Source organism: Arthrobacter sp. 2YAF22_2 (assembly GCF_052114645.1).
Taxonomy (GTDB): domain Bacteria; phylum Actinomycetota; class Actinomycetes; order Actinomycetales; family Micrococcaceae; genus Arthrobacter.
Window position 1 is genome coordinate 1 of sequence record NZ_JBFRFD010000645.1, and the last position, 1,716, is coordinate 1,716.

Genomic DNA, 1,716 nt, shown 5'->3' on the forward strand with positions numbered 1-1,716 from the left:
GACCTATTCCGCTCCGGAGGTCCTGCTGGCTGTCGCCGTGATCATGGCGGCCTGCGTCGGCGTTGGCTGGCCGCACTTCCTGGGCATCCCCGCGAAGAAGACCCTCGCCGCCCTGATCGGGCTGCCCGGCATCGGCTCGGCCGTGGCGGCCACCTACCTGCCCGCCCCGGGGTTCCTGAACTGGACGCCCGCGTTCGTGGCGGCGGGCGTGATGGCCATCTTCGTCATGCAGCTGATCCGCGGCACCGGCCAGGCCCAGCGCCTCGAATCGACCCTGGGATCCTGCGCCGGCGTCCTGCTGTCCTGTCTTGGCGCCGGTTGGATCGCCTGCTCGCGCTTCAACGGGGTCCGGGAAATGCTGCTTATCGCGGCCATCAGCGCCGCGATCGCCCTGATGGCGGGCCTGATCCGCTGGCCGGACCGGATCGTCGCGCCGCTGGGGATCGTCGGGGCAGGGCTCGCCGGTCCGCTGGCCGGCCTCGTGCTCTCGGACATCGCCGTGCTGCCCGCTGCGCTCGTCGGAATCGTCGTCGGTGCCGTACTGGTCAGCTTCCGGCGGCTCGTGATCATCCGGGGCGAAACCTTGAACCTGCCCGCCATGCTGGGCATGGGTCTGGCGCCGGTCTCTGCGGTCGGTTCGCTGGCCTACTTCATAGACAAACTACTCATTCACTAACGCGTTAGGATGGCATCATGTCCGTACTTGCATTTGAAATTTTCTTCCTCGTCCTGCTTGCCGTCGCTGGCCTTTCCATGGCCTGGTTCGCCGGCTTCGTGGTGTACCGGCTCTTCAAAGGCCAGCGGTAGGCCGACCGGGCGAACACCCGTCCAACCCGTAGCTTCCAGAGGTAGCCGCTGTGCCGATTGAAATTCCTAGCGATCTGACCCCGGAAATCGTTCCGCTGTCCTGGCTCATCGGTGAGTGGGAAGGCCGGGGACGGTTGGGCGCCGGGGAAGAGGATTCCGAGCACTTTCTCCAGCACGTCTCCTTCACCCACAACGGGCTGCCCTACCTGCAATACCGGGCCGAGTCGTGGCTGACGGACGACGACGGAACCAGGCTTCGTCCGCTCACCGTAGAAACCGGCTTTTGGGCCCTGGAACGCAAACAGCGCGAGGAAGACGGCGGCCCCGGGCTCATCCCGGCCGACATTGTCCCTGTGCTCAAGAGCGCGGACGAAGTCGAGGAGCTACGCAACGGCGACGGCGGCTTCGACATTTCCGTTTCCATCGCGCATCCGGGCGGCATCTCCGAGCTGTACTACGGCCAGATCAAGGGCCCGCAAATCCAGCTCAGCACCGACATGGTCATGCGCGGCAGCCATTCCAAGGAATACACCGCGGCCACGCGGATCTTCGGCCTGGTGGACGGCAACCTGCTCTGGCGCTGGGATGTGGCCACCGGTAAGGGTTCGACGCCGGGCGGCGGCCTTGAGGCCCACGCCTCGGCGATTCTCAGCAAGGTCGGCTGAACCGCCGGTCCGGCCGCCAGCCGGTCTCGCTGAAATTCCGATGTCCGCAGCGAACGCAGGGAGCACCCAGTGAGCGACACAGCAAACGGCACCCCGAACACCGGCAAGTTCAGCGACCTCAAGGCCGTCTTCTTCAATGGCACCCTGAAGAAGTCGCCGGAGACCTCCAACACGCAGGGCCTGATCGAGATCAGCCGCCGGCTGATGGAGAGGCAGGGCGTGGCCACCCGTGTCATCCGCACGG

The 1,716-nt window shown here is 66.0% G+C and carries 2 protein-coding genes and 1 pseudogene; all 3 read left to right on the top strand.

The genetic code is table 11. From position 1 onward, the window contains the following. Positions 1–676 (top strand): permease (locus tag AB4Y86_RS18240; protein ID WP_441403558.1); only part of this gene is annotated, 676 nt, incomplete at its 5' end. Positions 677–857: 181 nt separating this feature from the next. Beyond that, a complete protein-coding gene (locus AB4Y86_RS18245) occupies positions 858–1,472 on the top strand; it encodes an FABP family protein (RefSeq protein WP_441403559.1) in 615 nt (204 codons plus the stop codon). Between the two features lie 69 nt (positions 1,473–1,541). Beyond that, positions 1,542–1,716, top strand: a pseudogene (locus AB4Y86_RS18250) (flavodoxin family protein); the annotation flags it as partial.